Below are 25589 nucleotides of genomic sequence, written 5' to 3' on the forward strand. Positions count from 1 at the left end.
AGGGTGTCCGCGTCAGGCGCGGGCGGGTGCGGGCGCACCGGACGCCGGAGCGACGGGTGCGGCGCGGTGCGGGTGGGTGTGCGGGTGTCCGTGCCCGTGCGGGTGCTCGTGGCCGGCCCCCTCCAGGCCGGCGTGCGAGTGCGCGTAGCCGTGTCCGTGGTCGGCCTCGAGCCCGTCCTCGATGCCGTCGTGACCGTGCTGCAGGTCGTGCTCCGCCGCGGCCAGACGCTCCCGGACGATCCGCAGGAGCGCGGTGTCCGACAGCAGCGGGCCGAGGAAGGCGGCGCCGTCGAGCGCGTCCGCCGAGGGCGCCGCGGCGGCGAAGCCGGCCGGCACGACCACGACGTCCTGCGCGCCGAGCAGGCGCACGCGGTGGACCGCACGGGCGAGGTCGCCGTCGGTGACGACGCACGCGACACCGATCTCCAGCCCCGTCCCGAACGTCCGCACGAGGTGCGCCACCCGGTGGAGCTCCGCGTCGTCGAACGGGTCGGCCCCGGGTGCGGCGAGCACGAGACCCGCCCCCGGGTGCCGTGCGGCGGTTCGCGTCGCCGCGGCCCGCAGCAGCGCCACCAGGTGGTCGACCGTCCCGAACTGGTCCGCCAGCGCGATCCGCCCCCTGCCGGACCCCGCGGCCAGCCAGCGCAGCGTGCGCGCCGTGTCGGCGACCATCACCGGGTCGCGCCCCCACGTCATCGGCAGGACGACGACGGGCTCCGGGCCGGCCGCGAGGCCCGCCCGCACCGCGTCCTGCAGCGAGCGCCCCGGCGCGCACACGGCGGCGCCCGGCAGGGCACCGCGGAGCCGCTCGAGGTCGGCCCCCCGCGCGCTCTCGTGCCCGCCGACCAGCACCGGTCGGACGTGGGAGCCGGCCATGCTCAGGCCGACACGGGGTCGTGACAGGAGACCAGCTTGCTGCCGTCGGGGAACGTCGCCTCGACCTGCAGCAGCGAGACCCGCTCCCGGACGCCGGGCATGCAGTCGGACTCGGCGACGACGTGCTTGCCGAGCTCCATGCACTCCGCGACGGACTTGCCGTCACGCGCGCCCTCGATGATCGCCTCCGAGACCAGAGCCTGGACCTCGCTGACGTTCAGCTTGGTGCCTCGCTCGCGGCGTTGCCGGGCCAGCTGGGCCACCTGGTACACGTAGAGCTTCTCCCTTTCACGAGGTGTCAGATCCATGGTGCGGCGACCTTTCGGAAGAGAACTGCGCAGCCCACCTGCGCTCTTGCCGACCATACACCGACGGCCATTAAGGACAACTTCTGGACGAGTACCCCCACCTGATCACGGAAAACTGTCCGCGCGTTCGCCCGGGCGACCAGCAGAACAACACCGGTGGCATTCTCTGGACGCCTGGTCAAATGAATCGATTTCCCTTCGACGCACCATCCCTGGACACGTGGCCACATGAATCGATTCGCTTGCGCGACGGCCCGTCAACGGGCGCGCCGGGGCTTTTCTCGCCCTACGCTGGCGCCCATGGCACAGGCACCGGGGAGTGCTCCCCCTCCAGCCGGCGGCACGCCGCACGCGGCGCCCCGCCACGTCACGCTGCGATGGTCGGCGGTCGGGCTCGTGCTGCTCGGCGGAGCAGCCGGAGTCGCCGCGCGCGAAGGGCTCTCGCTCGCCGTGCCGGACGTCGACGAGGTCCCGGTGGTCATCCCGCTGGTCAACCTGCTCGCCGCCTTCGCGCTCGGCTACCTGTACGAGGGCGTCGCCCGCGCCCTGCCGGGAACGCCGCTGGCGGGCCGGCTCAAGCTGCTCGTCGGCACCGGGTTCTGCGGCGGCCTGAGCACGTACAGCTCCCTGGCCACCGACACCGCGGTCCTGCTCGACCACTCCCGCGGCGGCGTGGCCGTGCTGTACGCGCTGGGCACGGTCGTGGTGGGTGCCCTGGCGACGCTCGCCGGCATCGCGCTCGGCTCACGGCTGCACCCGCACCAGCCCGACGCGCACGAGCTGCGGCGCATCGAGGGACACGCCGACACCAGCCCCGCCCACGGGAGGACGTCATGACGCCGGGCCTGTTCCTGCTCGTGGTCGTCGCCGGCGGCATCGGCGCCTGCACGCGGTACGTCGTCGACGCGCTGGTGCGCTCGCGTACCACGTCCGCCTTCCCGTGGCCGACCACCGTGATCAACCTGACCGGCTCGTTCGTCCTCGGGTTCCTCACCGGGCTGGTCGCCGGCGACCTGGCCTCGACCGACGTGAGCGCCGCGGTCGGCACGGGATTCCTCGGCGGCTACACGACGTTCAGCACCGCGAGCTACGAGCTCGTCCAGCTCGTGCGGCAGAAGAAATACGGCGTCGCGCTCGCCTACGGCATCGGCGTGCTCGTGGTGGCCGTGCTGCTCGCCCTTCTCGGGTACCGCTGGGGCGACTCGCTGTAAAGCGATCGCCGCGCTCGCGCAGGACGCGCACCCCGGCAGCGGCCCGACGTCCGTGCGGACATTCCCTGGACGGTCGACCTGCACGCACGTCCATTTGTCGGACGGCCGGCACGCCCTCTGCAGGCCTTTTCGCACGCCTAGTACACGTCCCGGACGTACCGACGGGCGCGGGTCATCGCCGTCACGTACGCCGCCGCACCGGCGGGCGACATCCCGCCGTGTGCCGCCACGACCTCGCGCAGCGTCCGGTCGACGTCCGCCGCCATGCGCGCGGCGTCCCCGCACACGTAGACGTGCGCGCCGCGCTCGAGCCACGACCACAGCCGGGCACCCTGCTCGTGCATCCGGTCCTGCACGTACACGGTCGTGCGCTGGTCCCGAGAGAAGGCGGTGTCCAGTCGCGTCAGGACGCCCTCGGACCGCAGCGCGTCGAGCTCCTCGCGGTACCAGAAGTCGGTGGCCTCGCGCCGCTCGCCGAAGAAGAGCCAGCTCTCGCCGGTGTCCCGTCGCGCGCGCCGCTCGGCCAGGAAGCCGAGGAACGGCGCCACGCCCGTGCCCGGACCGACCATCACGACCGGCACCGACCCGTCCTCGGGCAGGTGGAAGTGCGGTGAGGGCTGCACGTGCACCGTGACGTCCGCGGCGGCGTCCGCGTCCGCCAGGTACCCCGAGCACGCACCGGCGCGGGCCGCACCGCCGGGCGCCGTGTACCGCACGACGCCGACCGTCAGGGCGATGCGGTGCGGCTCCACCAGCGGGCTGGAGGAGATCGAGTACTGCCGGGGCTGCAGCCGGGGCAGCGCGTCGGCCCAGTCCTGCGCCGACGCGCGCACCTGCGCCGCCGCGACGACGTCGACGACCTGCCGGCCCCACAGCCACTGCCGCAGGGCGTCGCCCCGGCCGGGCCGCAGCAGCGCGCCGAGGTCCTCCCCGGTGGACCGGTCGGCGACGAAGCGCAGCAGGCCGGTGGCGGGCCGCGTCAGCTCCAGGTCCGTGCGCAGCGCGTCGCCCAGGGCGCGCGCACGTCCGTCCACGCGCACCTCCGCGGCACCGTCCAGGCCCGTGGCGGCCAGCCACTCCGCCACGAGCGCGGCGGCGTTCACGGGGTGCACGGCGAGCGCGTCCCCGGCCCGGTAGGTCACCGGCACCGGGCTGTCGCCCACGTCGAACACGACCTGGCGGACCTCCTTGCCGGAGCCGGCCGCCCCGAGCCGCCGGTTGACCGCCAAGCGGCCGCGACCGGGTCGCGCCCGGGTCGCGCGCTCGCCGGTCCCGCGTGCGCCCGTCGCGTCCGGCTCCACGACCCGGGCCGTCCGGGCACCGGGACGCGACACGCCCTGCCCTGCGGCGGGCAGCGACCCCGTCCCGGGCACGGTGCCGCCCGGCACCGCTCCCGCGCCGCCCGGCGCCACCACGCCGTCCGCCACAGCGGCTGCATCACCGGTCGTCGCGTCGACGGGCGCGGGGGGCGCGCCGTCATCGCCACGCAGCGCCGCGGCGAGCGCGTCGACCCACGGGTCGACGCACGCGTCGTCGCCCGGCTCGCGCTGCAGGTGCGGGACCAACCGCTGGGCGCCCAGCTCGGCCAGACGGCCGTCGAGGCGCCGCCCATGACCGCAGAACCGGTCGTACGACGGGTCGCCGAGCGCGAGCACCGCGAACCGCGCCGCCTCGAAGGACGGCGCGCCGGGGTCAGCGAGCACCTCCCACAGCGCGGCACCGTTGTCGGGGGCGTCCCCGTCGCCGGTCGTGCTGGTGACGAGCACCAGGTCGGCGCGCCGGGGCGGCGCCGCGAGCACGTCGTCCATCGCGACCACGCGTGCGCGCCGACCGGTGGCGGCGGTGAGCCGGGCGGCGACCTCGCCGGCCAGCTCCTCGGCGGTGCCGGTCTGCGAGGCCCACAGGACCACCAGCTCGCGCGCCGGCGCACCGGCCCCGTCGGGGTCGGTGCCCCCGCTGCGGGAGAACAGCCCGGCGAGCACGCCGTCGACCCAGAGCGCGTGCTCCCCGGCCACGGGCGCACCGGGAGGCAGGACCGGCACACCGGGGGCGCCGTGCCCCAGGCCTGCGATGAAGCCCGCGAGGTACCGCTGCTCGCCCGCGTCGAGCACGGGCGCCGCGAGCTCCGGCAGGCCGAGTGCCACCGCGAACGCGCGGGCGGCAGCGACGGCCGGGCCGTCGCCGGCCACGGCCGCGGCACCGGTAGGCCGGTGGGCCCCGTCCGTGCCGATGTCGTCCGGGTCGGGCGCCGGCGCCGCGACCGGCGTCAGCGCGACGGCGCAGGCCTTGAGCTCGGGCTGCAACGACAACGGGTCCACCGCGTCGTTGGTCACCGCGTTGACGCTGAGGTACTCGCCGAACAGGTCGTTCCAGTGGAAGGGCGCGAACAACGTGCCGGGCCGGACGCGGTCGGTCACGACCACGGGCAGCACGGCACGGCCACGGCGGGACGCGACCTCCACGGAGGCGCCGTCCGCCAGCGCGAGCCGCGCCGCGTCGTCGGGGTGCACCTCGACGAACGGGCCGGGGTTCAGCCGGTTGAGCGCCGGCACCCGGCCCGTCTTCGTCAGGGTGTGCCACTGGTGGGCGACCCGACCGGTGATCAGCAGGAACGGGTGGTCGTCGTCGGGCAGCTCCGCCGGGTCGACGTGCGGGCGGGCGTGGAACACCGCCCGTCCGCTGGGCGTCGGGAACACGAGGCGCGGCGCGGTGCCGTCCTGGCGGACGTGCCGCGGCTGGTGCACACCGTCGTTGAGGTAGCGCAGCGGGTTGCGCGCCGGCCCGTCGGGCGCCGCGGGCCACTGCACGGGGCCGCGGCGCAGCCGCTCGTAGGTGACGCCGCGCAGGTCGTAGCCCGTCCGCGGGTTGCTGCTGCGGCGCAGCTCGGCGAACACCTCCTCGGACGACGCGTGGGCGAACCCGTCGAAGCCCATCGCCGTGGCGACGCGGGCGATCAGCTGCCAGTCGGGCAGCGCGCCCCCGGGTGCGGACAGCGCGCGGCGCGCGAGCGTCATGGTCCGCTCGCTGTTGACCATCACGCCGTCCGCCTCGGACCACATCGCAGCCGGCAGCACGACGTCCGCGTACGCGTTGGTCTCGGTGTCGGCGAACACGTCCTGCGTGACCACCAGCTCGGCCCGCTCGAGGCCCTCGATGACCGTGCGCCGGTTACCCACGGACGCCACCGGGTTGGTGCAGATGACCCAGCACGCGCGGATCTCGCCCTCCGCCATGCGGCGGAACATGTCGATCGTGCCCGTGCCCGCGCCGTCGGCGCGGATGGTGCCGCGCGGCACGCCCCACAGGTCCTCGCAGAACGCACGGTCGTCGGGGTCGAGCACGCTGCGCTGACCGGGCAGCCCCGGCCCCATGTAGCCCATCTCGCGCCCGCCCATGGCGTTCGGCTGGCCGGTCAGCGAGAACGGCCCGCTGCCCCGGCGCCCGATCGCGCCGGTGGCCAGGTGCAGGTTGACCAGCGCGTTCGTGCTCCAGGTGCCGTGCGTGGACTGGTTGAGGCCCATCGTCCAGCAGGACACCCAGCTCGTGGCCCCCGCGATGAGCGCCGCCGCGGCCCGCAGGTCCGCCGCCGGGACGCCCGTGAGTCCCTCGACGACGTCCGGCGGGTAGTCGGCGAGCAGCGGCGGCATCGCCTCCCAGCCCTCGGTGTGCTCCGCGACGAACTCCTCGTCGACCGCCCCCTCCTCGACGAGCAGGTGCAGCAGACCGTTGAGCAGCGCGATGTCCGTGCCGGGGCGCACCTGCAGGAACAGGTCGGCCCGGTCCGCCGTCGCGGTGCGGCGGGGGTCGACGACGATCAGCCGGGCGCCCGCCTTCACGCGGTCCAGCAGCCGCAGGAAGAGCACCGGGTGGCAGTCCGCCATGTTGGCGCCCACGAGCAGGAAGACGTCGGCGTGGTCGAGGTCGTCGTACGACCCGGGCGGGCCGTCCGCGCCCAGCGAGAGCTTGTAGCCGGTGCCGGCGCTCGCCATGCACAGCCGCGAGTTCGACTCGATGCGGCTCGTGCGCAGGTAGCCCTTGGCCAGCTTGTTGGCCAGGTACTGCGCCTCGATGCTCATCTGCCCGGAGACGTACAGCGCGATCGCGTCCGGTCCGTCGCGGTCGAGGATCTCCCGCAGCCGGCGCGCGACCTCGTCGATCGCCCGGTCGACGTCCGCGGGCACCGGCGCCGCCCCGCGCTCGGTCCGCACCAGCGCGCTCGTCAGGCGGCCGCCGGCCGTCAGCACCGTCGCGCTGGTCGAGCCCTTGGTGCACAGACGTCCGGCGTTCGACGGGTGCGAACGGTCGCCGCTCGCCCGGCGCACGGCGCCGTGCTCGTCGACGTCGAGCACGATGCCGCAGCCCACACCGCAGTACGTGCACACGGTGGCGACCTGGGTCGCCCCCGTGCGCACGTCCTGCGTCGTCGTGGTGGCGGTCATCAGATGACCGCGTGGCCGAACGCCGCACTGCGGCGCACGTACACCGCCCACGTCGTCGCCGCCATCACGCCGTACAGCGCGACGATCACCCACAGGGCTGCCTCGATGCCGCCCGTGGCACCGGTGGAGACGGCGAAGCCGCGCGGGATGAGGAAGCCGCCGACCGCGCCGACCGCGCCGGCGATGCCGAGGCACCCGGCGGCGACCTTGGCGCGGCGGGCGCGGTCGGCCGCGTCCCCGGCGCCGTGGCGGAACACGGCGGGGATCATGCGGTAGACGGACCCGTTGCCGGCACCGGTGGCCAGGAAGAGCACCAGGAACGAGCCGAAGAACAGCGGGAACGAGCCGGCCCGCAGCGCGAGGATCGCGCAGACGGTGCCCGCGGCCATCACGGCGAACGCGGCGATCGTCACCCGCGCACCGCCCAGCCGGTCCGCCAGGATGCCGCCCATCGGACGGGCGACCGAGCCGACGAGGGCCCCGAGGAAGGCGATCGAGAGCGTCATGGTCGGGAACTCGTTGCGCAGCAGCGTCGGGAAGGCACCCGAGAACCCGATGAACGAGCCGAACGTGCCGATGTAGATGAACGAGATGATCCAGGTGTGCCGCTGCCGCGCCGCGGAGCCGTAGGTGCGGGGGTCCGTCGCCGCGTCCTTGACGTTGTCCATGAGGCGCCACGCGAGCACGGCCGCCAGGACCGCGAGCGGGATGAACATCAGCCCTGCGCGCTCGAGCTGCACGCCCGCGGCGGCGACGATCACGAGCGGGACCGCGAGCTGCACGGCCGCCGTGCCGATGTTGCCGCCCGCCGCGTTGAGGCCGAGTGCACGGCCCTTCTCCCGCTCGGGGTAGAAGAAGGAGATGTTCGCCATCGAGGAGGCGAAGTTCCCGCCGCCGACGCCCGCGAGCGCCGCGACGCCCAGCAGGACACCGAACGACAGGTCGGGCCGTTGCACCGCCCACACGAGCGCGCCGGTCGGGACCAGGAGCAGCAGCGCGGACACCACGGTCCAGTTGCGGCCGCCGAACACGGGCACCGCGAACGTGTACGGGATGCGCAGGGTCGCGCCCACCAGCGACGGCACCGCGATCAGCCAGAACATCTGGTCGGCCGTCAGCGCGAACCCGGCCGCGGGCAGCTGCGGCACGACGATGCTCCACAGCGCCCAGACCGCGAACCCGAGGAACTCGGCGAAGATCGACAGGACGAGGTTGCGCCGGGCGACGGCCCGCCCGACGGTCTGCCACTGGTCGGTCGCCTCGGGGTTCCACCCGTACAGCCACCGCCCGCGGTGACGCACGAGCTCGGGAGTCGTCCCGGGCGGCGTCAGGACCACCGCGCCGGCTCCGTGGGCCGTGCCGGTGACCGGCGGGACGGGTGGGGTGGACGCCCCCGCCGCGGGCGGCGTCGTCGGGGTCTGGGTCACGGGGAGCCTCCGGGCGTCGGGCCGCGTGCGGGGCACGCGAGGTCGGGCGTCGGTACCGGCCGGGCCGGCGGGGGCGCCGCGTGGTGCCGGCGTCGTGCTCGAGGCTAGGAACGCGGTGTTTCACCCGGGGTGGCCCCCCGGTAACCCGCCGCGAACGTTCCGCGCACACCGGCCCGGTGCGCGGTGTGAGGTGAGGTGCGAGGCGCGGGGTGCGGTTCGGGGTCCGGCGGAGGACCGGCGACGCGGGCGGACGAGCGTGCCGCGACGCGGAGCGTGGACCCGCCTGCGAGGATCGACCCATGCCGGACCTCCACGCCCTGACCACCGAGCTCCTCGACGCCGCCCGCACGGACCCGCACGGCCGCAGCGCTCGGCTCGTCGTGCACGACGGCGAGCTGCGCCAGACCGTCATCGCGCTCGTCGCCGACTCCCGCCTGGGCGAGCACGCGTCGCCGCCCGCCGCCAGCCTGCAGACGCTGGTCGGGCGGGTCCGCGTCGAGGTCGGCGGCGACGTGCAGCAGGAGGTCGGCGCCGGTGAGCTCTGGGAGCTCACCCACGAGCGGCACGCCGTGCAGGCGCTCGAGGACAGCGTCGTGCTGCTGACCACGGTGACGGGGGTCGCGACGGGGTCGCACGGGTGAGCCCCGCGGGCACCCCGCTCCCGCCGCTCGTCGAGCCCGGTCCCCCGCTCACGCCGGGCCAGGTGGCCCGCTACGCGCGGCACCTGGCGCTCGCCGAGGTCGGCGAGGCGGGCCAACGCCGGCTCCTGGCGGCGCGCGTGCTCGTCGTCGGCGCCGGCGGGCTGGGCTCGCCCGTGCTCCTGTACCTCGCCGCCGCGGGGGTGGGCACGCTGGGGATCGTCGACGACGACGTGGTCGAGGTCTCCAACCTGCAGCGCCAGGTGGTGCACGGTGCGGCCGACGTCGGGCGCCGCAAGGTCGACTCGGCCGCCGACGCGGTCCGCGCCCTCGACCCGGCGCTGGACGTCCGTGCGCACCCGGTGCGGCTGGACGCCGACAACGCCCGCACCCTGCTGGCGGGGTACGACCTCGTCGTGGACGGCAGCGACAACTTCGCGACCCGCTACCTGCTCGACGACGTGTGCGCGGGGCTCGGGCTGCCGTGGGTGTGGGGCTCGCTGCAGCGGGGGCACGCCCAGGTGAGCACGTTCTGGTCGACGCCCCCGGTCGGTGAGGGCGTCACGCTGCGCGACGTGTTCGGCGGCCCGCCGCCGGACGGCACCGTCCCCCCGTGCGCCGTCGACGGCGTGCTGGGCGCGGTCTGCGCGGCCGCCGGTGCGGCGATGGCGCTCGAGGTCGTCCGCCTCGTGTGCGGCGCCGGCCGGACGCTGCTGGGCCGGGTCGTGGTGCACGACGCGTTCGCGGGCACGTGGCACGACGTGCCGGTGCGCCGCCGCGCGGGTGACTCCCGGCGCGACGGCGCGGGCGGCGCGACGGACGCCCCGTCACCAGTGCGGCGCGCCGACGCCCCTACGGGCGCTCCCGCAGACGCTCCCCCAGGCGCTCCCGCCGGGCGCCCGGCGCCGCGGGACGTGCGCACCGGCGACGTCGTGGCGGCCGACGACGCCGACGTCGTCGACCTGCGCGACGCGGTCGAGGTCGCAGCGCTGCCGTTCCCCGGAGCCCGCCACGTGCCGTTCGCGCAGTTCGTGTCCGAGACGACGCTCGCGGGGCTCGACCCCGACCGGCCCCTCGTGCTCGTCTGCCGGGTGGGGAGCAGGTCCGCGCACGCGGCCGCCCTGGCCCGTGCGGCCGGTGTCAGGGACGCGCGGCACCTGCCCGGCGGGGTGGCCGCGTGGGCGCGGACGCCCGCGGGGCCCGACACCGCCTGACACCGCCCGCTCAGCCGGGGTGGTCGCCCCCCGCCAGCTGGGACAGGGCGTGCGGCAGCACGCCTGCGAGCACCTCGAGCGCGTCGCGCGCGGCACCGGGCGACCCCGCGACGTTGACCACCAGCGTGCGACCCGCCACCCCGGCGACGCCGCGCGACAGCAGCGCACCGGGCACACCGCGGCGCACGCCGTCCGCGCGCAGCGCCTCGGCGATCCCGGGCACGGTGCGGTCCACCACCGCCAGGGTCGCCTCGGGCGTCAGGTCGCGCGGGCCCAGGCCCGTCCCGCCGGTGGTCAGCACCAGGGCCGCGCCGGACGCCACCGCCTGACGCAGCGCGCGCTCCACGGGCATGCCGTCGGGGACGACCACCCGGTCCGCGACCCGCAGCCCCAGCGCCCGCAGCCCGTCGACGAGCACGGGCCCGGAGACGTCGTCGTACGTGCCGGCGGCGGCCCGGTCGGACACGGTGACGACCACGGCGCACGGCGTGGTGGCGTCCGTCGGCTCAGGCACGGGTCCACGTCCCGCTGCGGCCGCCCGACTTCTCCTCGACGCGCAGGTCGGTGAGGTGGGCGCCGCGGTCGACCGCCTTGACCATGTCGACGAGGGTCAGGCCGGCCGCGGCGACGCACGTGAGGGCCTCCATCTCGACGCCCGTGCGGTCGGCCGTGCGCACGCGCGCGTCGATCGTGACGCCGTCGTCGACGACCTCGAGGTCCACGCTCACGCCGTGGATCGCGACCGGGTGGCACAGCGGCACGAGGTCCGGCGTGCGCTTGGCCGCCTGGATGCCGGCGATGCGGGCCACCGCGAGCGCGTCGCCCTTGGGCACGCCGTCACCCCGCAGCAGCGCGACCACCTGCGGGGTCGTGACCAGGCGCCCGGTGGCCCGCGCGCTGCGCACGGTGACGTCCTTGTCGGCGACGTCGACCATGTGCGCGGCGCCGTGCGCGTCGACGTGGGTGAGGCGGTCGGGCTGGGTCACGCGTCGTGCTCCCTCAGGTCGATGACGGTCACGGGGTCCCCCGCGGCCAGGTGCGCGACGTCCTCGGGGACGTCGACGAGCGCGTCGGCGCCGGCCAGGGCACCGAGCAGGTGCGACCCGGGACCGCCGACCAGGACGGCCACGGGCCGCCCCGACCCCCAGTCGAGGCGCGCGCGCAGCAGGCGCCGCCGGCCGGCCGTCGACCGCAGGTCCGCGGCGAGGTCGGCGGTGAGCCTGCGCCGGTGCACGTGGCGCGCGCCGAGCAGGCGACGCAGCAGCGGGCGGACGAACACCTCGAACGACACGAACGAGCTGACGGGGTTGCCCGGCAGCGCGAGCACCGGGGTGCCGTCCGCGAGCGCCCCGACGGCCTGCGGCTTGCCGGGCTGCATGCGCACGTGCACGAGCTCGCCCGCGCCGTCGGCCAGCAGCGCGTCGCGGACCACGTCGTACGCGCCGACCGAGACCCCTCCGGTGGTCACGACGAGGTCGGCCTCACCGACGAGCGCCGCCAGCGCGGCGCGCACCGCGGGGACGTCGTCACGCACGACCCGCACGGCGACGACGTCGGCACCGGCGGCCTCGGCCGCGGCGGCGAGCTGGGGCCCGTTCGACTCGTGGATCTGCCCGTGTGCGAGCGGCTGCCCCGGGGGCACCAGCTCGGACCCGGTCGACAGCACCGCGACGCGCGGGCGCGCGTGGACGGCCACGTGCGCGTGTCCCGTCGCGGCGAGCAGACCGACGGCCCCGGCGCCGAGCACGTCCCCGGCGTGCAGCACCACGTCACCCGCGCGCACGTCCTCGCCGCGACGGCGCACGTGGGCCCCGGGCGCGACGACGCCCTGCACGTGGACGCGTCGCGTGCCGCCGTCGGTCAGCTCGACGGGCAGGACCGCGTCGGCGCCGTCCGGCACCGGGGCGCCGGTCATGACGCGAGCCACCGCCCCGGTGGGCAGGCGGACGTCGCGGGTGTCCCCCGCCGCGACGTCGTCGGCGACCTCGAGCGCGCCGCCGACGTGCAGCTCCGCGCTGCGCACGGCGTAGCCGTCCATCGCCGAGCTGTCCCACGGGGGCAGGTCGAGGGTGCTGCGCACGTCGGCGGCCAGCGCACGCCCGCGCGCCTGCGCGGACGGCACGGTGACGGCGGGCAGCGGGCGTCCGAGCGCCAGCACGGCGGCCGCGTGCTCGTCGAGGCTGCGCACGACACGGGCGGGCAGCGCGGGCCCGGCGGGCAGGACGTCGGCCATGCGCCCAACCTACTGCCGGGTCCGCGGGTCCCCTCGCCCGCCCGGCGCGGCGCACCGTCCGGGCAGCGGACGCCCCACGGCGGGCACCACGGGGCGTCCCTATCATCGCGGGATGGGAGCCGTGAGCGGGGGCGGTGCCACCTCGCGGCCGACGGGGGGGCTGGTGGACCGGTACGGCCGGGTGGCCACCGACCTGCGGGTCTCGCTGACGGACCGCTGCAACCTGCGCTGCACGTACTGCATGCCCGCCGAGGGGCTGCCGTGGGCACCGGACGACACCGTCCTCACCGACGCCGAGGTGGTGCGCCTGGTGCGGATCGGTGTCGAGCTGCTCGGCGTGCGCGAGGTCCGGTTCACGGGCGGCGAGCCGCTGCTGCGGCGCGGCCTGGAGGGCATCGTCGGCGCGACGGCGGCCCTGCGCACGGCCGACGACGTCCCGGTGCGCACGGCCCTGACCACCAACGGGCTGGGGCTGGACAAGCGCGCGCACGCGCTCGCCGCCGCCGGCCTCGGCCGCGTCAACGTGTCGCTGGACTCCCTGGACCCGCAGCGGTTCGCGGTGATCGCGCGCCGCGACCGGCACGCCGACGTGCTGGCGGGCCTGGCAGCCGCCGCGGCGGCGGGGCTGGCGCCCGTGAAGGTCAACGCGGTGCTCGTGCGCGGCGTCAACGACGACGAGGCCGTCCCGCTGCTCACCTGGGCGCTCGCGCACGGGTACCACCTGCGCTTCATCGAGCAGATGCCGCTGGGCCCGCACGGGTCGTGGCGGCGGGAGGACCTGGTGACGGCGCGCGAGATCCTCGACACGCTGTCGGCGGCGTTCGAGCTCGTCGCGGAGCCGGACGGTGCCCGGGCCGGGGCGCCGGCCGAGACGTGGCACGTCGCCGGGCACCCGGGCGCGACGGTCGGGGTGATCGGCTCGGTGACGCGGCCGTTCTGCGGGGCGTGCGACCGCACGCGCCTGACGGCCGACGGCCAGGTCCGCAGCTGCCTGTTCGCGCGTGACGAGGACGACCTTCGCGGGCTGCTGCGCGGCGGGGCCGACGACGACGCGGTCGCCGACGCCTGGCGGGCCGCGATGCGCGGCAAGGCCGCCGGCCACGGCATCGACGACCCGACCTTCCTGCAGCCCGCCCGGACCATGAGCGCGATCGGAGGATGACGGCATGACGAGCACCCCGTCGCCCACGGCCGGGACCCCGCCGGCGCCGTCGTTCGGCGCGTCGGCGACCACGGTGGAGGTGCGCTACTTCGCGGCGGCCGCCGAGGCCGCGGGGGTCGACAGCGAGCAGGTGCCCGTGCCCGCGGGCGCCACGGTCGGCACCTTGCTCGACGCGCTCGCCGCACGCCACGGAGCCGCGCTGCGGGACGTGGCGGCGCGGTGCGCCCTGCTGGTGGACGGGGTGCTGCACCGGGACCGTGGCGAGCCCCTGGGCGCGCCCTCCCGTGTCGACGTGCTGCCGCCGTTCGCAGGCGGCTGAGCCGTCAGGCGCTGCCGACCCACTCGTGACCGCCCGCCGTGAGGTCCTGGCGCTTCCACACCGGCAGGTGGGCCTTGACCTCGTCGACCAGCAGCGCGGCGGCCGCGAACGCGTCCTGCCGGTGGGCGGCCGACACCGCCACGCCCAGGGCGCACTCCCCCACGGCCAGTGTGCCGACGCGGTGGACGCAGGCGACCGCGTCGACGCGGCTGCGGGCGACGACGTCGGCCACGACACGCTCCACCACGTCCTGCGCGTCGGGATGGGCGACGTACTCCAGCCCGGTCACGCCCCGTCCCCGGTCGTGGTCGCGCACCACGCCGGCGAAGGTCACGACCGCGCCGGCGGCGGCGTCCTGCACCGCGCGGGCCAGCGCGTCGACGTCCACGGGGTCGGGGGTCACGCGCGCGGTGAGCACGCGGCGTGCGGGCTCGTACGGGCGGTCCTCGGGTCCGGTCACCGCGCCAGCCTAGGGTTGCGCCACCAGTGCCGCAGGTGCGGTGCGCCGCCCCGCGCGCTGTCCGCAGGTGCGGCAGCGCCCCTACGATCGGGACGTGCCGACCTACCGCGTGGCCGAGGCCGCGACCCTGCTGGGCGTCAGCGACGACACCGTGCGCCGCTGGATCGACTCCGGCCGGCTCGCCGCCGCCCCGGGGTCGTCCGGCCACCGGGAGGTCGACGGCCTCGCCCTGGCCGGTCTCGCGCAGGAGCTGGGGGCGCGGCCCGAGCCCGGCGGCGAGCACCGCTCCACGCGCAACCGGCTGCGTGGCATCGTCACCCGGGTCGTGCGGGACACCGTGATGGCCCAGGTCGAGATCCAGGCCGGGCCGTACCGCGTGGTGTCGCTCATCAGCCGCGAGGCCGCCGACGAGCTGGGGCTCGAGCCCGGGGTCGTCGCGGTCGCGTCCGTGAAGGCGACGAACGTCGCCGTCGAGCACGTCGAGCGCCGGTGACGCGCCGCGTGCCGGTCCTCACGGCCGCGCTGCTGGGCGTGGCCGTGGCACTCGGCGGCTGCACGACCACCGGCGCCGCGAGCGCGGGCGACGACCCCTCCGCCGGCCGGGTCGAGGGTCGGCTCGTGGTCCTGGCGGCCGCGTCCCTGACGGACGTGGTGACGGCCCTGGCGGAGCGGGCCGAGGCGGAGCACCCCGGGCTGCGCGTCGAGACCGCCTTCGGGTCCAGTGCGACGCTCGCCGCCCAGGTGGTCGCCGGTGCGCCGGCGGACGTCCTGCTCACCGCGAGCGACGACACGATGGTCACCGTCACCGGCGCGCTCGGCGGCGACCCCGTCGTCGTGGCGACGAACCACCTCCAGCTCGCCGTGCCGGCCGGCAACCCCGGCGGCGTCGAGTCGCTCACGGACCTCGCCGACCCGGACCTGACGGTCGCGCTGTGCGCCCCGCAGGTCCCCTGCGGGGCGGTCGCCGCGGACGTCCTGGCGCGGGCGGGAGTCGTCGCCGCGCCCGACACCCTCGAGCGCGACGTGCGTGCCGTCCTGACCCGGCTGGTCCTCGACGAGGCCGACGCGGGCCTGGTGTACCGCACGGACGTGCTCGCGGCCGACGGTGCCGTCGAGGGCGTCGACGTCCCGCAGGCCGCGGACGTCCCCACCGCGCACCCCGCGCTCGTGGTCCCCGGTGCCCCGCACCCCGCCGCGGCCGCGGCCTTCGTCACGCTGCTGACGGGCCCCGAGGGACGCCGGGCGTTCGCCGCGGCCGGGTTCGGCCCGCCGTGAGCGCCCGGACCACCGGCTCGCCGGCCTCGTGGGCACTGGTCCTCGCGGCCGCCGCGGGCGTCGCGGTTCTCGTGCTCCCGCTCGTCGCGCTGCTGCTGGCGACACCCTGGGGCGACCTGCCCGCGCTCGTCGCCGACCCCGCCGTGCTGCAGGCGCTGCGTCTGTCGCTCGGCACCGCCACGGCGGCGACAGGGGTGTCCTTGCTCGTGGGCGTCCCGTTGGCGTGGGTGCTCGCGCACGACGACCTGCGCGGCGTCCGGCTGCTGCGCGCACTGGTGACCGTGCCCCTGGTGCTGCCGCCCGTGGTCGGCGGCGTCGCCCTGCTGCTGCTGCTGGGGCGGCGGGGACTGCTCGGCGGCGCGCTGCACGCGTGGACCGGCGTGAGCGTGCCGTTCACGTCCGTCGCCGTCGTCCTGGCCCAGGTGTTCGTGTCCCTGCCGTTCCTCGTGCTGGCGGTCGAGGGCGCCCTGCGCGGGGCGGACCGCCGCCGCGCGCTCGCCGCGCAGACCCTGGGCGCGTCGCCCGGGTACGTGCTGCGCCGGGTCACCCTGCCCGCCGTCGCCCCGGGCGTCGCCGCGGGTGCCGCGCTCTGCTTCACGCGGGCGCTCGGCGAGTTCGGGGCCACCGTGACGTTCGCCGGCAGCTTCCCCGGGACCACCCGCACGATGCCGCTGGCGGTCTACCAGGCGATGGACACCGCACCCGACCAGGCGGTGGCGATGTCGGTGCTGCTGCTGGCGCTCTCGGTGACCGTGCTGGTCGCGCTGCGCGGGCGGTGGCTCGGCGGCCTGCCCGGGACGGGTGCCGGCACCGGCAGGAGGGCGTCGCGGTGATGCTCGACGTCCACGCCCGGGTGCAGCGCGGGTCCCTGACCCTCGACGTCGCGCTACGCGTCCCTCCCGGTGCGGTGCTCGCGGTGATGGGCCCCAACGGCAGCGGGAAGTCGACGCTGCTCGAGGCCGTCGCCGGCCTGGTCCCGCTGACGGCGGGGCACGTGCGCCTGGGGGACGACGTGCTCGCCGACGCCGCGGCCGGGCACCACCGGCCGCCGGCGCAGCGCCGCCTGGGCGTCGCGCTGCAGGACGGTGCGCTGTTCGGGCACCTCTCCGCGCGCGAGAACGTCGCGTTCGGCCCGCGGGCGCAGGGGGTGCGCGCGGCCGCGGCACGCGCGGCGGCCGACGCGCTGCTGGCGGACGTCGGCCTGGCGGAGCACGCCCGGACGCGCGCCGACCGGTTGTCCGGCGGGCAGGCCCAACGCGTCGCGGTGGCCCGGGCCGTCGCCGCGCGCCCGCGGGCCCTGCTGCTCGACGAGCCGTTCGGCGCGCTGGACGCCGGGACGCGGCACCGGGTCCGCGGCGTCGTCCGCCGGGCCGTGGCCGCCGGTGTGCCCGCGCTCGTGGTGACGCACGACCTGCGCGACGCGCTCGAGCTCGCCGACGAGCTGCTGGTGCTCGAGGCGGGGCGCGCGGTCCAGCGGGGTGCCCCGGCCGAGGTCGCCGCCGCCCCCGCGACCGCGTACGTCCGGCGTGTCGCCGCGGCGGGCTGACGGCACCGGCAGGCCGTAGCGTGACGGACGTGACCGCTGCACCCGCCGTCGTGGTCGTCCTGACCGGCGGCACCGCGCGCCGCCTGGGCGGCGCGGACAAGACGGCGCTCGACGTGGGTGGCCGCTCCCCGTTGCGGCGCCTGCTCGACGACGTCGCACCGCTGCCGACGGTCGTCGTCGGCGAGCCGCAGGACGTGGGTCGCGACGTGGTGTGGACCCGCGAGGAGCCCGCGGGCGGTGGCCCGCTCGCCGGCGTCGGCGCCGGTGTGGCCGCGGCCCGGGCGGCGCACCCGGCCGCACCGGTGGTCGTCGTGCTCGCCGGGGACCAGCCCTTCGCCGGGCCGGCCGTCGGGGCGCTGCTGGCGGCGCTGGACGCCGACGCCGCGCTCGACGCCGCGCTCGCCGCGGGCCCGGACGGGCGTCCCCAGCCGCTGCTGGCCGCCTACCGCCTGGCGGCCGTCCGCGAGCGGCTGACCCGGGACCTGCACGGGCGACCGGCGCGGGACCTGGTGGCGGGCCTGCGCACGGTCGGCGTCGCCGTGTCCGCCGCGACGGCGCTCGACGTCGACGACGCCGACGACCTGGCGACCGCCCGCCGCGTGGCCGCCGCCCTCAGCCCGCCGCCGCGGGCTCCTCGCTGAGCAGCTCCGCCACACGGGCCAGCGCGTCACGCACCGCCGTCTCGGGGTCGTCACCCCCGGCGGCGGCCCGGCCGGCCGCCAGTCCCACCACGTACGCGGTCAGCGGGGCGGCGGGGCGCAGGACGCCGTGGGCCACGTCGCGCACCATGTCGAGGACCTCGTCCTGCGTCGCCGCGACGAGCGCCGGGTCGACGCCGAGCGCGGGGGCCGCCCGGCCGGTCCAGTCCTGCAGCGCGTCCATCGCCACCTCCGTCGTCGCAGCCTAGCCACGGCCCCCGGCGGCGCGCCCCTCGTGCGCGGCGGGTGCGTCGAACGCCTGCGCCCGGTGCCGGGCGTGCATGGCCTCGACCAGCTCGGCCTGCTCCCGCGAGCGCGCCACGAGCGCGTCGAGGCGCTCCGCGTCGAGGTCGAGCGCCACGGCGTGCTCCCGCAGCGTCGTCCAGCCCAGGCGCTTGCCCTCGAGGCCCGAGCGCAGCACCTCCAGCTCCAGGACGATGGTCATCGGGGACCGGCCGACGGCGCGGCCGTTCGGCTTCAGCCGCGCCACGCGCTCGGCGAGGGCGGCACCGAGGTGCTTCCAGCGCGAGAGCCGGAACCCGAGGTCACGCGCCGTGGCCTCGTGCACGCGACGCTCCTCGCGCAGCTCGGTCGCCAGCCGCTCGAGGTCGGCGGCGTCCTGCCCCGCGTCGGGGTTGCGGCTCATCCGCTGGACCCGCGAGGCGACGGCGCTGGCGCCCGTGATGTGGTCGTTGAGGTAGGTGCGGACCAGCGTCAGGTCGATGCGCGTGGCGTCGGGCTGCGTCATGGCGTCCTCCCGGATCGGCGTGCCCCGATCCTGGGGCCCTCGGGGACCGCGCGCACGCGGAGAGCGTCAGACGGTCTCGCTCGACGGGGCGGGCGGGGCGACCGCCTGCTCGGCCTCCCGCTCGACCAGCTGCTCACGCCGGCTCGACGCGCGCGGCCGGTACACGACGCGGGAGTGGAACGTGAAGCGGACGACGAAGGCGATCGCGATGGTGATCGCCGTCGCGAGCACCGCGGCCACGTGCATCGTGTTCACCAGCAGGCCGACGAGCGGCAGCCGGACCATCGTCTCGACGTTGTTGAACACGAACGACTGCCCGAACCGGGCCCACACGCCCTTGCCCTCGTGGCGCAGGTCGCGGAAGACGAAGCGCTCCTGCAGCAGGAAGTTCCCCGCGATCGTCACCTCGGCGGCGACGATCGCGGCCAGCAGCCAGTGCGCGCCCAGGCTCGTCATGGCCGCGACGATCCCGATGTTCGCCAGCGCGCCCAGTCCGCCGATGATGGCGAACCGCGACATCCGCCCGAACCGCAGGCCGGCGAGCTGCCACATGAAGTGGACGCCCTGGGCCAGGTTCGCCTTGGACGCCCCGGCGTAACGCTGGCCGAAGACGAACGGGACCTCGACCACGCGCATCGGGTGGCGCGCGAGGATCTCGAGGAGGATCTTGAAGCCCCGGGGACGCAGCGTGTCGAGGTCGATCGCCGCACGCCGGACCGCGAAGAACCCCGTCATCGGGTCGGAGCAGTCGCGCAGCCGCACGGGGAACATCGCGCGTGTGACCGCGGTCGAGGTCGACGACACGGCCCGGCGCACCGCGCCGGACAGGCCGGCGCTGGAGCCGTCCCCGATGTACCGCGAGGCGACGACGACGTCCACGTCGGGCTCCTGCACCCGCGCCAGCAGCGTGGGGATGAGCTCGGGCGGGTGCTGCAGGTCACCGTCCATCACGAGGACGTACGGCGTCGTGCTGGCGCGCACGCCCGCGAGCACGGCACCGCCGAGGCCACCCTCGGGGGTCCGGCGGTGGATCACGCGCACGGGCAGCTCGGCGGTCGGCGCCAGCGCACGCGCCACGTCGGCGGTGTCGTCCGTGGAGTCGTCCACGACGAGCAGGTCGACACCCAGCCCTCGGGTCGCCTCCCCGACGCGGCGCACCAGCTCGGGGACGTTGGGGGCCTCGTTGAACGTCGGCACGATCACGGTCAGCACCGCTCCCGCGCGATCCGGCGCTCCGTCCATGTGCACCTGCCTCCGGTCTTCCGACGACGCCCCGTCGCGTCGCGTCGCAGAACGTCCTGTCACGGTAACCGACACGATCTGCCGCGCCGAGCCCCTCACCCGGGCTAAACGCTTCAGCGGCGCAGAGCCCCACGGTCGGCGCAAACTCCCACGAACCCTGACGAGACAAGCGTGCACACGGCTGCCACCATGACGCACGTGCATCGCGACATGACCGCCCACCTGGTCCTCGACGTCACCTCCCCTGCGCGCCTCGTCCTCGAGATCGCCGTCTCCCACCGCCACGACCCGGTCGAGGAGCTGAGCATCCTGTCGGGCGGTCGTCCCGTGGTGCCGCGCGAGGTCGTGGACCCGCACGGGTCCCGGCTCCACGTCCTCGACGTCGAGCCCGGACCGCTCACCGTCGACTACCGCGCGAGCGTCACCGGACGGGCGGCGGAGCCGGAGCCCGGCGACCCCTCGGACGAGCTGCTCTACCTGCGGCCGTCCCGCTACTGCGAGTCCGACACCCTCGCCCCGACCGCGCGGGCGGAGTTCGTCGGGCTGGCCGGCGTCGACCTGCTGGGGGCCGTCAGCTCGTGGGTCGGTACACGTCTCGCGTACGCCCCGGGCACCAGCCTGCCGACGGACGGAGCCGTGCGCACGCTCCTCGCGCGGCGCGGCGTCTGCCGCGACTTCGCGCACCTGGTCGTCGCCCTGCTGCGTGCCCTCGACGTCCCCGCCCGGCTCGCGGCGGTGTACGCCCCGGGCCTGGACCCCATGGACTTCCACGCCGTGGCGGAGGCCTACGTGGAGGGTCAGTGGCGCGTGCTCGACGCCACGACGCTCGCCCCGCGGTCGAGCCTGGTGCGCATCGCGACCGGCCGCGACGCGTCCGACACGGCGTTCCTGTCGGTGCACCGCGGCACCGCGACGCTGCGTGAGCTGCAGGTCTCGGCGGTGGCCGACGAGCTGCCGGACGACGACGTGCGCGACCTCGTGTCGATCGGGTGAACCGGGAGGCCACCGGCGTACGGACGTGATCTGAGGCACACCGGCTCAGCGAGCCGATCCGATGGTGCCCTGGCACGCTTTCGCCATGCAGACCTGGCCCGGACGCCCTTATCCGCTCGGTGCGACCTACGACGGTACCGGCACCAACTTCGCTCTCTTCTCGGGTGTCGCGGAGCGCGTCGAGCTGTGCCTCATCGACGACGACGGCACGGAGACCCGGGTGGACCTGCCCGAGGTCGACGCGTTCGTGTGGCACGGCTACCTGCCCTCGATCGCCCCCGGGCAGCGCTACGGGTACCGCGTGCACGGCCCGTACGACCCGGCCGCCGGGCACCGCTGCGACCCCTCCAAGCTCCTGCTCGACCCGTACGCCAAGGCCATCGACGGGCAGGTCGACGGCGACCCGTCGCTGTACTCGTACACGTTCGGAGAGCCCGGCACCCGCAACGAGACCGACTCGGCTGGCCACACGATGACCTCCGTCGTGGTGAACCCGTTCTTCGACTGGGGCCACGACCGCCCGCCGCAGCACCAGTACCACGAGTCGGTGGTGTACGAGGCGCACGTCAAGGGCCTGACCCGCCTGCACCCGGCGGTCCCCGAGGAGCTGCGCGGCACCTACGCGGCACTGGGGCACCCGGCCGTCGTCGAGCACCTGTCGGGCCTGGGCGTCACCGCGGTCGAGCTCATGCCGGTGCACCAGTTCGTCAACGACCCGTCGCTGCAGGAGCGCGGGCTGTCGAACTACTGGGGCTACAACACGATCGGCTTCTTCGCACCGCACAACGGGTACGCGTCGATGGCCGGCAGCGGGCAGCAGGTCCAGGAGTTCAAGCAGATGGTCAAGGCGCTGCACGCCGCGGACATCGAGGTGATCCTGGACGTCGTCTACAACCACACGGCGGAGGGCAACCACCTGGGGCCCACGCTGAGCTTCCGCGGCATCGACAACGCGAGCTACTACCGCCTGGTCGACGAGGACCCGTCGCACTACTTCGACACCACGGGCACCGGCAACTCGCTGCTCATGCGCTCGCCCGCGGTGCTCCAGCTCATCATGGACTCGCTGCGCTACTGGGTCACCGAGATGCACGTCGACGGCTTCCGCTTCGACCTCGCCGCCACGCTGGCGCGGCAGTTCCACGAGGTCGACCGGCTCTCGGCGTTCTTCGACCTCGTGCACCAGGACCCGGTCATCTCCCAGGTCAAGCTCATCGCCGAGCCCTGGGACCTCGGCGAGGGCGGGTACCAGGTGGGCGGGTTCCCGCCGCTGTGGACGGAGTGGAACGGCAAGTACCGCGACACGGTGCGCGACTTCTGGCGTGGGGAGCCCTCGACGCTCGGCGAGTTCGCGAGCCGGCTGACCGGCTCCTCCGACCTCTACGAGCACACCGGGCGCCGCCCGATCGCGAGCGTCAACTTCGTCACCGCGCACGACGGGTTCACGCTGCGCGACCTCGTGTCCTACAACGAGAAGCACAACGAGGCGAACGGTGAGGACAACCGGGACGGCGAGAGCCACAACCGGTCGTGGAACTGCGGCGTCGAGGGACCGACGGACGACCCGGAGATCCTGGCGCTGCGGGCCCGTCAGCAGCGCAACTTCCTCGCCACCCTGCTGCTGTCGCAGGGTGTGCCGATGATCGCGCACGGCGACGAGCTCGGGCGCACGCAGGGCGGCAACAACAACGGGTACTGCCAGGACGACGAGATCACGTGGGTCGACTGGCACCTCGACGACGAGCGGGAGTCGCTGCTGGAGTTCACGCGCCGGCTCGTCCGCCTGCGCCGCGACCACCCCGTGTTCCGGCGCCGACGCTTCTTCGCCGGCGCGGCCGACCACGGCGGGCAGTCCGACCTGCGCGACATCGCGTGGATGACCCCGACCGGTGGACCCATGTCCGACGACGCCTGGAGCGCGGAGCACGCGTTCGCGGTCATGGTGTTCCTCAACGGCGACGCCATCAACGAGCCGGACCTGCGCGGCGAGCAGGTCATCGACGACTCCTTCCTGCTGCTGTTCAACGGGCACTGGGAGAAGAGGCAGTTCCAGCTGCCGGGCACCGAGTACGGCGCGGTGTGGACGGCCGTGCTGGACACCGACGCCCAGGTGCGCCCGGGCCGGGAGGTCAAGGCGCGCGGCCGGGTGACGCTCGCACCGCGCTCGATGGTGCTCCTCACCCGGCCGCCGGAGCAGGAGACGCCCTCGGCGTCCGGCAGCGGGTCGGCGGCGACCGCCGCCCGGGAGGCGAGCAGGCTGGGGCGGGAGCACGTATGAGCGACCAGCCCGTCGAGCGCGCGCTGCCGGACCGGCGCTCCGTCCGCCCCGGCCACCGCGTCCCCGCCTCCACGTACCGCGTGCAGCTCGGGGAGGACCTGACGTTCGACGACGTGGCGGCCCGGGTGCCGTACTACGCCGGCCTGGGCGTCACGCACGTCTACCTGTCCCCCGTGCTGGCTGCGGCGCCGGGGTCGACGCACGGGTACGACGTCGTCGACCACGACACCGTGTCCCCGGTGCTGGGGGGCGAGCAGGGGCTGCGCCGGCTGGCGGACGCGGCGCACGCGGCCGGGCTGGGGCTCGTGCTCGACATCGTGCCCAACCACATGGCCGTGCCGACCCCCGCGTGGCACAACCGGGCGCTGTGGTCCGTGCTGACCGACGGCCCCGCGTCGCCGTACGCGACGTGGTTCGACGTCGACTGGTCCGCCGGGGACGGTGCCGTGCTGATGCCCGTGCTGGGCGACCGCATCGGGGCCGTGCTCGCGCGCGACGAGCTGCAGCTCGTCGAGCAGGACGTCCCCGGCGTCGGGACGACCACCGTGCTGCGGTACCACGACCACGTCTTCCCCGTGCGCGCCGGCACCGAGCAGCTGCCGCTGGCCGAGCTGGTGGAGCGGCAGCACTACCGCCTGGCGTACTGGAAGGTCGCGGACGAGGAGCTGAACTACCGGCGCTTCTTCGACGTCGGCACCCTGGTGGCGGTCCGCGTCGAGGACCCCGAGGTCTTCGACGCGACGCACGCGCTCGTGCTGCGCCTGCTCCGCGAGGGCGTCGTGGACGGTCTGCGCATCGACCACCCCGACGGCCTCGCCGACCCGGCGGGATACCTCGCGCGGCTGCGCGAGGCGACCGACGGCGCCTGGGTGGTCGTCGAGAAGATCCTGGCCGGCGAGGAGGAGCTGCCCGACGACTGGGCGACGGCCGGCACCACCGGCTACGAGGCCCTGTGGCGCGTGCAGCAGGCGTTCGTCGACCCCGGCGGCGCGGCGCTGCTCGGCTCGGTCATGCACCGCCTGACCGGTGACGTGTCCGACGCGTTCGACGAGGTGGAGGAGACGGCCAAGCGCGAGGTGGTCGACGGGCCCCTGTACGCCGAGGTCCACCGCCTCACCAACCTCGCTGCCGAGATCTGCCACGAGGACCTGCGCCTGCGGGACCACACGTGGCGTGCGCTGGAGGAGTGCCTGGTCGAGCTGCTCGTCGCGTTCGACCGGTACCGCGCGTACGTCGTGCCGGGCGAGCCGGCGCCGCCCGTGTCGGTCGCGGTCCTGACCGCGGCCGCCGAGCGGGCCCGCCGCCGCCTCGGCGTCGACCGCGAGGCCACCATGGCCGTCCTCGTCGACCTGCTGCTGGGCCGGGAGGCCGGCTCGGCGGGCCGCACGCGCGACCCGCGCCGTGACGAGCTCGTCGTGCGGTTCCAGCAGACCTGCGGGGCCGTCATGGCCAAGGGGGTGGAGGACACCGCGTTCTACCGGTGGACGCACCTCGTCGCGCTGTGCGAGGTCGGCGGCGAGCCGGTCCGCTTCGCGACCACGCCCACCGACCTGGCGGCGTGGGCCGTCCGGGCGCAGGCGGGCGCACCGTTCGGCATGACGACGCTGTCCACGCACGACACCAAGCGTGGCGAGGACACCCGGGCCCGGCTCGGCGTGATCTCGGAGCTGCCGCGCGAGTGGTCCGCGCTGGTCGAGGATCTGCGGCGGGCGTCCGCGCCCTACCGCGGGACGCTGCTCGACGGCCGCACCGAGTACCTGCTGTGGCAGACGCTGGCCGGCACGTGGACCGACGACGGGCCCATCGAGGAGGACCGCCTGGTGGCCTACCTCACCAAGGCGGTCCGTGAGGCCAAGTCGCACACCACGTGGACGGCGCCCGACGAGGCGTACGAGCAGACCGTCCTGTCGGCCGCCCGGCAGGCCCGGACCGACCCGGTCGTGCTGGGGCTGCTCAGGGACTGGGACCTGCGCACCCGCGAGGCGGTGCGCGCGGCCACGCTCGGCACCAAGCTCGTGCAGCTCACGCTGCCGGGGGTCGCCGACGTCTACCAGGGCACCGAGGTACCGACGCCCACCCTCGTCGACCCGGACAACCGGCGCCCGGTCGACGCGGACGCGCTGGCCGCACGTCTCGCCCGCCTGGACGAGGGCGCCGGTCCGCGCGGCCTGGCGGACGAGAAGATGCTGGTCACGTCCCGGGCGCTGCGCGTGCGACGGGACGTCGCGGACGCGTTCGTCGGACCGCACGCCGGGTTCGTCCCGCTGCCGCACTCGTCGGGGCACGCCATGACGTACGCCCGCACCGTGGGCGGCGACCCGCGCGTCGTCGTCGTCGCGACCCGGCTGGCGGCCGCGGTCGAGCGGCTGGGCGGCTGGGCCGACCACACCGTGGCGCTCCCCGACGGGACGTGGCACGACGTGCTGAGCGACCGGGTGGTCGGCGGCGGGGTGCAGCGCGTGGCCGAGGTGCTCGAGCGGCTCCCGGTGGCGCTGCTCGTGCGGGAGGGGGTGTGACGTGCC

The 25589-nt window shown here is 75.8% G+C and carries 25 protein-coding genes; 14 read left to right on the top strand and 11 right to left on the bottom strand.

The features are described from left to right. Nucleotides 1-12 precede the first annotated feature (12 nt). Together J1G43_RS10780 and J1G43_RS10785 are read right to left on the bottom strand one after the other, a co-directional pair. On the bottom strand, nucleotides 13-876 hold the full coding sequence (locus J1G43_RS10780) for a hypothetical protein (protein WP_207378424.1): 864 nt from the start codon (nucleotides 874-876) through the stop codon (nucleotides 13-15). A 2-nt stretch (nucleotides 877-878) separates the two neighbouring features. Next, entirely contained in the window at nucleotides 879-1184 is a 306-nt protein-coding gene (locus tag J1G43_RS10785) for an urease subunit gamma (protein WP_207342024.1), read from the bottom strand. Nucleotides 1185-1484: 300 nt separating this feature from the next. Here J1G43_RS10785 and J1G43_RS10790 point away from each other — a divergent pair, with 300 nt between their 5' ends. Beyond that, nucleotides 1485-2021 carry a CrcB family protein gene (locus J1G43_RS10790; RefSeq protein WP_207378425.1) on the top strand — a complete coding sequence of 179 codons (537 nt, stop codon included), beginning with the start codon at nucleotides 1485-1487 and terminating at the stop codon, nucleotides 2019-2021. Next, on the top strand, nucleotides 2018-2395 hold the full coding sequence (gene crcB, locus J1G43_RS10795; protein WP_207342026.1) for a fluoride efflux transporter CrcB: 378 nt from the start codon (nucleotides 2018-2020) through the stop codon (nucleotides 2393-2395). Before J1G43_RS10790 ends, crcB begins: the two co-directional genes overlap by 4 nt. 137 nt (nucleotides 2396-2532) lie before the next feature. Here crcB and J1G43_RS10800 read toward each other — a convergent pair whose 3' ends face one another. Both J1G43_RS10800 and J1G43_RS10805 read right to left on the bottom strand, forming a co-directional pair. Continuing rightward, nucleotides 2533-6834: a bifunctional nitrate reductase/sulfite reductase flavoprotein subunit alpha gene (locus J1G43_RS10800; RefSeq protein WP_207378426.1), complete on the bottom strand. Its 4302-nt coding sequence runs from the start codon at nucleotides 6832-6834 to the stop codon at nucleotides 2533-2535. Next, nucleotides 6834-8261: an MFS transporter gene (locus tag J1G43_RS10805; protein WP_374191796.1), complete on the bottom strand. Its 1428-nt coding sequence runs from the start codon at nucleotides 8259-8261 to the stop codon at nucleotides 6834-6836. The genes J1G43_RS10800 and J1G43_RS10805 overlap by 1 nt, the downstream gene beginning before the upstream one ends. Nucleotides 8262-8560: 299 nt before the next feature. On the opposite strand from J1G43_RS10805, the gene J1G43_RS10810 reads away from it, so the two are divergent. Further along, entirely contained in the window at nucleotides 8561-8902 is a 342-nt protein-coding gene (locus tag J1G43_RS10810) for a cupin (protein WP_207342028.1), read from the top strand. After that, nucleotides 8899-10113, top strand: a complete 1215-nt coding sequence (locus tag J1G43_RS10815; RefSeq protein ID WP_207378427.1) for a ThiF family adenylyltransferase — start codon at nucleotides 8899-8901, stop codon at nucleotides 10111-10113. Before J1G43_RS10810 ends, J1G43_RS10815 begins: the two co-directional genes overlap by 4 nt. A gap of 10 nt (nucleotides 10114-10123) precedes the next feature. Here J1G43_RS10815 and J1G43_RS10820 read toward each other — a convergent pair whose 3' ends face one another. From J1G43_RS10820 to glp, 3 genes are read right to left on the bottom strand one after another with little or no spacing between them, the layout of a single operon-like run. Continuing rightward, the gene (locus J1G43_RS10820; RefSeq protein WP_207342030.1) at nucleotides 10124-10627 is read right to left on the bottom strand and encodes a molybdenum cofactor biosynthesis protein B; all 504 of its coding nucleotides are present in this window, start codon (nucleotides 10625-10627) and stop codon (nucleotides 10124-10126) included. Next, nucleotides 10620-11099 carry a cyclic pyranopterin monophosphate synthase MoaC gene (gene moaC, locus J1G43_RS10825; RefSeq protein WP_207342031.1) on the bottom strand — a complete coding sequence of 160 codons (480 nt, stop codon included), beginning with the start codon at nucleotides 11097-11099 and terminating at the stop codon, nucleotides 10620-10622. Before moaC ends, J1G43_RS10820 begins: the two co-directional genes overlap by 8 nt. Beyond that, complete coding sequence (gene glp / locus J1G43_RS10830; RefSeq protein ID WP_207342032.1) at nucleotides 11096-12346, bottom strand: gephyrin-like molybdotransferase Glp; 1251 nt, start codon at nucleotides 12344-12346, stop codon at nucleotides 11096-11098. Before glp ends, moaC begins: the two co-directional genes overlap by 4 nt. A gap of 112 nt (nucleotides 12347-12458) precedes the next feature. Here glp and moaA point away from each other — a divergent pair, with 112 nt between their 5' ends. Together moaA and J1G43_RS10840 are read left to right on the top strand one after the other, a co-directional pair. After that, entirely contained in the window at nucleotides 12459-13508 is a 1050-nt protein-coding gene (gene moaA, locus J1G43_RS10835; protein ID WP_207342033.1) for a GTP 3',8-cyclase MoaA, read from the top strand. A gap of 4 nt (nucleotides 13509-13512) precedes the next feature. Next, the gene (locus tag J1G43_RS10840) at nucleotides 13513-13827 is read left to right on the top strand and encodes a MoaD/ThiS family protein (RefSeq protein WP_207371454.1); all 315 of its coding nucleotides are present in this window, start codon (nucleotides 13513-13515) and stop codon (nucleotides 13825-13827) included. Nucleotides 13828-13831: 4 nt separating this feature from the next. On the opposite strand, the gene J1G43_RS10845 is transcribed toward J1G43_RS10840, so the two are convergent. After that, nucleotides 13832-14287 carry a molybdenum cofactor biosynthesis protein MoaE gene (locus J1G43_RS10845; RefSeq protein WP_207342035.1) on the bottom strand — a complete coding sequence of 152 codons (456 nt, stop codon included), beginning with the start codon at nucleotides 14285-14287 and terminating at the stop codon, nucleotides 13832-13834. Nucleotides 14288-14381: 94 nt separating this feature from the next. Between J1G43_RS10845 and J1G43_RS10850 the strand changes: the two genes are divergently transcribed. From J1G43_RS10850 to J1G43_RS10870, 5 genes are read left to right on the top strand one after another with little or no spacing between them, the layout of a single operon-like run. After that, the gene (locus tag J1G43_RS10850) at nucleotides 14382-14780 is read left to right on the top strand and encodes a molybdopterin-binding protein (RefSeq protein WP_207342036.1); all 399 of its coding nucleotides are present in this window, start codon (nucleotides 14382-14384) and stop codon (nucleotides 14778-14780) included. Further along, nucleotides 14777-15562: a molybdate ABC transporter substrate-binding protein gene (modA, locus tag J1G43_RS10855; protein WP_207342037.1), complete on the top strand. Its 786-nt coding sequence runs from the start codon at nucleotides 14777-14779 to the stop codon at nucleotides 15560-15562. The genes J1G43_RS10850 and modA overlap by 4 nt, the downstream gene beginning before the upstream one ends. Then, the gene (locus J1G43_RS10860; RefSeq protein WP_249670863.1) at nucleotides 15559-16395 is read left to right on the top strand and encodes an ABC transporter permease; all 837 of its coding nucleotides are present in this window, start codon (nucleotides 15559-15561) and stop codon (nucleotides 16393-16395) included. The genes modA and J1G43_RS10860 overlap by 4 nt, the downstream gene beginning before the upstream one ends. Continuing rightward, a complete protein-coding gene (locus tag J1G43_RS10865; protein ID WP_242635652.1) occupies nucleotides 16395-17108 on the top strand; it encodes an ATP-binding cassette domain-containing protein in 714 nt (237 codons plus the stop codon). The genes J1G43_RS10860 and J1G43_RS10865 overlap by 1 nt, the downstream gene beginning before the upstream one ends. A 29-nt stretch (nucleotides 17109-17137) precedes the next feature. Continuing rightward, nucleotides 17138-17749, top strand: a complete 612-nt coding sequence (locus tag J1G43_RS10870) for a molybdenum cofactor guanylyltransferase (protein WP_207342039.1) — start codon at nucleotides 17138-17140, stop codon at nucleotides 17747-17749. Here J1G43_RS10870 and J1G43_RS10875 read toward each other — a convergent pair. From J1G43_RS10875 to J1G43_RS10885, 3 genes are all read right to left on the bottom strand, one after another. Further along, nucleotides 17721-17990, bottom strand: a complete 270-nt coding sequence (locus tag J1G43_RS10875; RefSeq protein ID WP_207378428.1) for a DUF6457 domain-containing protein — start codon at nucleotides 17988-17990, stop codon at nucleotides 17721-17723. The genes J1G43_RS10870 and J1G43_RS10875 overlap by 29 nt on opposite strands. A gap of 21 nt (nucleotides 17991-18011) precedes the next feature. Beyond that, nucleotides 18012-18554: a hypothetical protein gene (locus tag J1G43_RS10880; RefSeq protein ID WP_207342041.1), complete on the bottom strand. Its 543-nt coding sequence runs from the start codon at nucleotides 18552-18554 to the stop codon at nucleotides 18012-18014. Between the two features lie 66 nt (nucleotides 18555-18620). Continuing rightward, nucleotides 18621-19796, bottom strand: a complete 1176-nt coding sequence (locus J1G43_RS10885) for a glycosyltransferase (RefSeq protein WP_207342042.1) — start codon at nucleotides 19794-19796, stop codon at nucleotides 18621-18623. Nucleotides 19797-19994: 198 nt separating this feature from the next. Here J1G43_RS10885 and J1G43_RS10890 point away from each other — a divergent pair, with 198 nt between their 5' ends. The 3 genes from J1G43_RS10890 to treY all read left to right on the top strand — a co-directional run bounded on the left by J1G43_RS10890 (nucleotide 19995) and on the right by treY (nucleotide 25583). Beyond that, nucleotides 19995-20789: a transglutaminase family protein gene (locus tag J1G43_RS10890; protein WP_207378477.1), complete on the top strand. Its 795-nt coding sequence runs from the start codon at nucleotides 19995-19997 to the stop codon at nucleotides 20787-20789. An 85-nt stretch (nucleotides 20790-20874) separates the two neighbouring features. Continuing rightward, complete coding sequence (glgX, locus tag J1G43_RS10895; RefSeq protein ID WP_207378429.1) at nucleotides 20875-23067, top strand: glycogen debranching protein GlgX; 2193 nt, start codon at nucleotides 20875-20877, stop codon at nucleotides 23065-23067. Beyond that, nucleotides 23064-25583, top strand: coding sequence for a malto-oligosyltrehalose synthase (treY, locus tag J1G43_RS10900; protein ID WP_207378430.1), 2520 nt, complete (start codon nucleotides 23064-23066; stop codon nucleotides 25581-25583). The genes glgX and treY overlap by 4 nt, the downstream gene beginning before the upstream one ends. The last annotated feature ends 6 nt before the right edge of the window (nucleotides 25584-25589 follow it).

The sequence above is a fragment of the Cellulomonas sp. zg-ZUI22 genome (assembly GCF_017353535.1).
GTDB lineage: Bacteria > Actinomycetota > Actinomycetes > Actinomycetales > Cellulomonadaceae > Cellulomonas > Cellulomonas wangleii.